Source organism: Flavihumibacter stibioxidans (assembly GCF_014332695.1).
Taxonomy (GTDB): Bacteria; Bacteroidota; Bacteroidia; order Chitinophagales; family Chitinophagaceae; genus Flavihumibacter; species Flavihumibacter stibioxidans.
Map to the genome: position 1 here is coordinate 282484 of NZ_MBUA01000029.1, position 6240 is coordinate 288723.

Annotated in this window: 3 protein-coding genes; all 3 read left to right on the forward strand. The window is 46.8% G+C overall.

From position 1 onward, the window contains the following. Positions 1–13 precede the first annotated feature (13 nt). The 3 genes from BC349_RS18110 (at position 14) to BC349_RS18120 (ending at position 6031) form a co-directional block, all read left to right on the forward strand. Positions 14–3007: an FAD-binding and (Fe-S)-binding domain-containing protein gene (locus tag BC349_RS18110; protein ID WP_187258193.1), complete on the forward strand. Its 2994-nt coding sequence runs from the start codon at positions 14–16 to the stop codon at positions 3005–3007. Between the two features lie 449 nt (positions 3008–3456). Continuing rightward, the gene (locus BC349_RS20065) at positions 3457–4971 is read left to right on the forward strand and encodes a tyrosine-type recombinase/integrase (protein WP_246457053.1); all 1515 of its coding nucleotides are present in this window, start codon (positions 3457–3459) and stop codon (positions 4969–4971) included. 517 nt (positions 4972–5488) lie between these two features. Beyond that, a complete protein-coding gene (locus BC349_RS18120) occupies positions 5489–6031 on the forward strand; it encodes a hypothetical protein (protein WP_187256050.1) in 543 nt (180 codons plus the stop codon). The last annotated feature ends 209 nt before the right edge of the window (positions 6032–6240 follow it).

Here is a 6240-nt window from a genome sequence, read left to right on the forward strand (position 1 = left end):
AATACCCACCGAAATGAAGCAAGCACTGGAGCAACTGGGCCGTCAGTTAACGGGAGAGTTGTATCATGATGTAACGATGCGGACCCTTTATGCTACAGATGCCTCCGCCTATCGTGAGATGCCGCTGGCGGTGGCCATCCCCAAAACGGAAGAGGATATCAAACAACTAATCGCCTTTGCCCGGGCCAACAAAACCTCACTGATACCGAGGACTGCAGGAACATCGCTGGCGGGGCAGGTAGTGGGCAATGGCATTGTGGTGGATGTGTCTAAATATTTCACGCAGATACTGGAACTGAATGCAGATGAGAAATGGGTTCGGGTACAGCCCGGCGTTATACGTGATGAGTTGAATATGTTCCTGAAGCCGCATGGATTGTTTTTTGGTCCGGAGACCTCCACTGCCAATCGCGCCATGATCGGCGGCATGGTGGGAAATAATTCCTGCGGATCCAATTCAGTCGTATATCGAAGTACCAGGGAGCACCTGCTGGAAGTGAAGGCTTTGCTGAGCGATGGATCGGAGGCGGTATTCAAGACCGTTAGTATTGACGAATTCCACCAGAAATGCGAAGGCGATACACTCGAATCGCGTATATACAAGACAGTGAGGGGCCTGTTAAGCAATTATGACAACCAGGAAGAAATAAGGAAGGAGTTCCCCAAGAAATCGGTTGAGCGCCGGAACACGGGTTATGCCGTGGATATGTTACTGGAGACGGCACCCTTCACTGCGGGTCAGCCTGATTTTAATTTCTGCAGCCTGATCGCAGGTTCTGAAGGAACCCTGGCATTTTTAACCGAGATTAAACTCAACGTGGTGCCATTGCCGCCGAAAGAAGTTGGTTTGCTCTGTGTGCATTTCAATACCATTGATGAGTCTTTGCGTGCCAACCTGATAGCGTTGAAATACAAGCCCAGTGCCAGTGAGCTGATAGACCATTATGTACTGGAGTGTACAAAAAATAACCGTGAGCAGGTGCAGAACCGCTTCTTTGTGCAGGGAGATCCCGGCGCCATATTGGTGGTGGAGTTTACCAAAGAAACCAGGGACGAGATCATGACCCTTGCTGCCGCTGTAGAAGCTGAGATGCGGGCAGCGGGGCTGGGATACCATTTCCCTTTACTGTTTGGAGCTGACAGCAAGAAGATCTGGACCCTGCGGAAAGCCGGACTGGGTCTGCTGTCCAACCTTCCCGGTGATGACAAGGCCGTGCCGGTGATTGAAGATACGGCGGTGGATGTGGAGGATTTGCCGGCCTATATCCGTGAGTTCAATGAGATCCTGAAAAAGCATGGTTTATATTCCGTGCATTATGCGCATGCGGGTTCGGGTGAGTTGCACCTGAGGCCCATCATCAATCTTAAGACGGAGGAGGGTAACCGGTTGTTCCGGGTGATTGCCGAGGAGATTGCCACCCTGGTGAAGAAGTACAATGGATCGTTGAGTGGTGAACACGGGGATGGCCGTTTGCGGGGGGAATTTATCCGGCAGATGGTGGGTGAGAAAAACTACCGGTTATTAAAGCAGATCAAGGAGGTATGGGATCCTGAGAATATATTCAATCCGAATAAGATTGTGGACACGCCGTCCATGAACAGTATGTTGCGATATGAGCCTGGGCAGAAGACACCGGTATTCAAAACCGTCTTCCGATATCACAACCAGGATGTGTTGCAGCATGCGGAGCAGTGTAATGGTTCGGGTGATTGCCGAAAAAGTCATTTATCGGGTGGCACTATGTGTCCATCGTATATGGCTACCCGAAACGAGAAAGACAGCACCCGTGCGCGTGCCAATATATTACGGGAGTACCTCACTCATTCCGAAAAGCTCAACCGGTTTGACCATGAGGAGATCAAGGAAGTGATGGATCTCTGTTTGAGTTGCAAGGCCTGTAAAAGTGAATGTCCCTCCAATGTGGACATGGCCAAGCTGAAGGCTGAGTTTTTGCAGCAATACTATGACACCAATGGTGTTCCGTTGCGATCCAGGCTCATAGCCAATTTCAGCAGGTTCTCCGCTTTAGGATCCATTGTACCCGGACTATACAATTTCGTCATGACCAACCGGGTGGTATCAAAATGGGTGAAGAATTTTGCCGGGTTTGCACCTGAGCGGTCCATGCCATTATTGCACGACACCACGCTCAAAGCCTGGTACAAGAGGCACCAGCGTGAGCGTATGGGGGGAACCGGTACCCAGGCATCTTCAAATCAGCCGGGCACCCCATTAACAGCTGGGCCAAAGACGACAGCTGCCTCTGCAGGTAAATCGCGTTTGGTGTATTTATTCTGTGATGAGTTTACCAACTACAATGATACGCCCATTGGCATTAAGACCATCCTGTTACTGGAGCGGCTGGGCTATGAAGTAATCGTACCTGAGCATGTGGAAAGTGGCCGGTCGAGGTTGTCGAAGGGGTTGATTCGCGATGCGAAAAAGATTGCCAGGAAAAACATTTCTTTATTAAGGCCATTGATCAGTGAGGAAACGCCGTTGATAGGTGTGGAGCCTTCGGCCATACTGACCTTCAGGGATGAATATCCGGATTTAGCGGAAGACGACCAGTTGGAGGCGGCGAAAGCATTAGCGCAGCATGTGTATATGGCCGACGAGTTCATAGCCCGTGAAATTGCGAAAGGCAATATCAGCAGGGATCAATTCACGAAGGAAAAGCGGGTCATCAAATTACACGGCCATTGCCAGCAGAAATCGTTATCATCCGTTGCGCCATCAGTACAACTCTTATCCTTACCCGAAAACTATACGGTAGAAACCATAGCCTCGGGATGTTGTGGCATGGCCGGATCCTTTGGGTATGAGAAGGAGCATTATGAGTTGTCGCAGAAAGTGGGTGAGCTTGTATTATTACCAGCAGTCCGTTCAGCGGCCCCTGACACCATAATTGCAGCTCCCGGCACCAGTTGTCGTCATCAGATCAAGGATGGCACAGGCCGCAAGGCATTACATCCTGTGGAAGTGTTATACGAGGCGTTGTTATAAACTGAAACTTCATTTAATTTTTTGAGGGTATCTGGATTGGGAAGTCCGGGTGTGGAAGTCATGGCGCGAAAGTCCGGGTTTGGATCTTCGGGTTTGGAACGCCGAATTTGGAACTCCGGGTTTGGATCTTCGGGTGCAAAACGCCGACCCATCTACTGCATGCGGAAAAGTACAATCTATCTTACCAGGACCAACTGAGGGGGAAAAGACCCTTTCTTTACCCGTGTTTTCACGGTAAATTTTTCGTTTATTAGGGTAATCATTCATGATAGTAAAAATTCCACACATCGGGTATTGGTGCAATGGGGGGAAATTGATATTTTATGCCCTTATTGACAATGATTTGCAGCCCGCGGCAACCTGTTGGAGACAGCAGGTGTGACTGAGGAGGCGAAGCATTGGTGTAAGCAGTCGTTTCTTGTGAGTAATGGAAAATAAAAATGTGGGATATGGAGAAGATCATGCTAAGGCCGATGGAGCACGATGGCCGTTTATGTGTGGGAATGATATGTGACAATCTTCCCTCCCTGAATAAGTTAATCAGGAAGATACCGCGGGTGCGGTGGAGTCAGCGAAAAAGATGTTATTATGTTGGGTTAACCCGGCAGAGTTACCAGCAGATACTGGGTACGTTGGGCGGGAAGGTTGACCTGGATAAGACGGAAGTGGAAAAGCTGATCCATGAGCAGTTGCTGGAGTTACCGGGTCGGTTGCTTCGGGTAACTGAAATGGAAGAAAAAATTACGACCGGGGAATATGTGACTGGGAAAGATGTGACAGGGAAAGATAAGTCTGTGAACGATGGGCGAGTGAACGATGTGATTGTGAAAGAGAAGTCTGTGAACGATGGGTCTGCAAATGAAGAGCCCGTGAATGATTTGTCGGTGAATAATGTTCCTGCAAATGAAGAGCCCGTGAATGAATTGTCAGCCAAAGACGGGCCAGTTCAAGGCGATCCGGCAGGTAAAATTTCGGACAGGGGTTTCGGGGCAAGTCATCCTTCCCTGCCGTTGCTTGATGAAAGCGGGTTGGTGCGCAGTACCAAAAAGGTGTTTGTGGTGCCGCCGCAGATGCCCATGTATTGGATCAGTGATGGGAACAAGGCTGAGTTAAGGCGTTTTCTGGAGCAATTGACATTGAAGGCGTACAGTGAATCGACTATCAGGACCTATAAGAATGAGTTCCAGCAGTTGTTGAAGTTAATCAGGAACAAGCCGGTTCAGGAGTTGACCGTTGATGACATCAGGCGGTACATGGTATTTGTGATGGAGAAGCATGGGATCAGTGAGCATACTGCGCACAGCAGGTTAAATGCGTTGAAGTTTTATTATGAGCAGGTACTAGGGCGGGAGAAATTTTTCTGGGAGGTGCCGCGGCCGAAGAAGCCGGATCAGTTGCCCAAGGTGATGGGAGAGCGGGAGTTGGAGCGTATGTTTGGCGCCGTTAGTAACCTGAAGCACAAGGCCTTATTATTTACTGCGTACAGTGCCGGTCTGCGGGTAAGTGAGGTCGTAAACCTGCGCATCAGGGATATAGACAGTGGTCGGATGCAGATCAGGATTGAGCAGTCGAAGGGCAAGAAGGATCGGTATGTGGGTTTAAGTATATTATTGTTGGATGTATTGCGGGCATATTTAACGCAGGCCAGTCCGCGACCCCTGGAATATTTATTTGAGGGAGACATACCGGGGCAGCCCTATTCCAGTCGTTCGGCGCAGCAGGTATTTCACCAGGCGAAGGATCGTGCTGGCATATCGAAGGCGGTAAGTTTTCATGTATTGCGGCACAGTTTTGCCACGCATTTATTGGAGAAGGGGATAGACATCCGATATATAAAGGAGTTATTAGGTCATTTCAGCATCAAGACCACGGAGCGTTATTTGCATGTGAAGCGCCAGGACCTGATTACCATGATCAATCCACTGGATGAATTATTCAAGGGCCGCAGTTGGAAAGGTGAATAGGTGAATAAGTGAATTGGTCAATAGTGAATGGGTGAATGAGTGAATGAGTGAATGAGTGAATGAGTGAATGGGTGAATGGGAGAAGAGGGCATAGGTAAATGAGTGAATAGGTGAATGGGAGAAGAGGGCATAGGTGAATGAGTGAATGGGTGAATGGGAGTTTGGGTGAATAAGTGAGGAGGTGAATTGGGTAACTGAATGGGGAAAGACTGTGGATATGGGCAGAACAATGCGAGAAAGGGAAGGAAGTGAACTATCGGAAACGGTGAATTTTGGGCTGTAATAGAACGATGGTTTATACAATAAAAAAGTAAAACCAAAAACGCCTCACCCCTACCACTCCATTTCATTTGCGCATATGCGCAATCCAGATAACGAACAACACTTCTCCTGAAAATCAAAACAATACAAAATCCGCAATACGCGGACAATTCATAAATACAATCGTTGGCTGCTATTTAGACAGACCACAATAATTTGAAATCATTTTAAGACCATCAAAACTTTTAAATCACCAATGCGACTTACAAAGACTGAAATGTTTACAATGCTTTCCTTAGTTGCACCTTATTTTTTTGCATTATTATTTTTCAGACACACAGACATTTTTACTTTTTTAGGGCTTATAGGATTTTGTGCATTATTTATTATCGGCTGTTTGATAATTCTTCTATTGACAAAACAGACAAAATTTAGAAAGTTATATTACTTTATTGCAACTGCCATTAGTGTGACAATATTTTTAACTTGTAGAGATGGGCTTATTAATACAGCTGACAAAATATTCTTTTCAATTCACAAATCTCGAATGACTGAAACTGTTGTAGCAATTGAAAAGGCACGACAAGAAAATAAACAAATTGAAATTCCGCAATTAAGCTTTGCTGCTGTTGACACACTTGAAAGTGGAGAAGTAATTTTTACATTAGACGGAATGCTTGATAACTGTGTAGGAATTGCATATTCAAAAGACAATACTAACCCAGGATATACTAACTGTGGACGAATTATAGAATGGAAAAAAATTGACGATCATTGGTATTTGTGGTACACAACGTAGAATAAAACAGCAGCCAACATATGGTTTTGTGCAAGTTGGGCTAGACGGAATTCGCCATCAACTTTTGTACTACTATTTAACTTAAGTTCCAGCTCGACAGAACGCTATTGAGCAAAAGAATAAATCATCAACTTTTACCTACACATTTGGCTGACGTTTACAAGCAGACGGAACTCGAAATCCCCAACCTGCACAAAGCCTCGAACGTT

What these genes read in the sequence shown, in the direction of transcription:
- BC349_RS18110 (WP_187258193.1), top strand. Translation starts at nt 14, where the DNA reads ATGAAGCAAGCACTGGAGCAACTGGGCCGTCAGTTAACGGGAGAGTTG.
- BC349_RS20065 (WP_246457053.1), top strand. Translation starts at nt 3,457, where the DNA reads ATGGAGAAGATCATGCTAAGGCCGATGGAGCACGATGGCCGTTTATGT.
- BC349_RS18120 (WP_187256050.1), top strand. Translation starts at nt 5,489, where the DNA reads ATGCGACTTACAAAGACTGAAATGTTTACAATGCTTTCCTTAGTTGCA.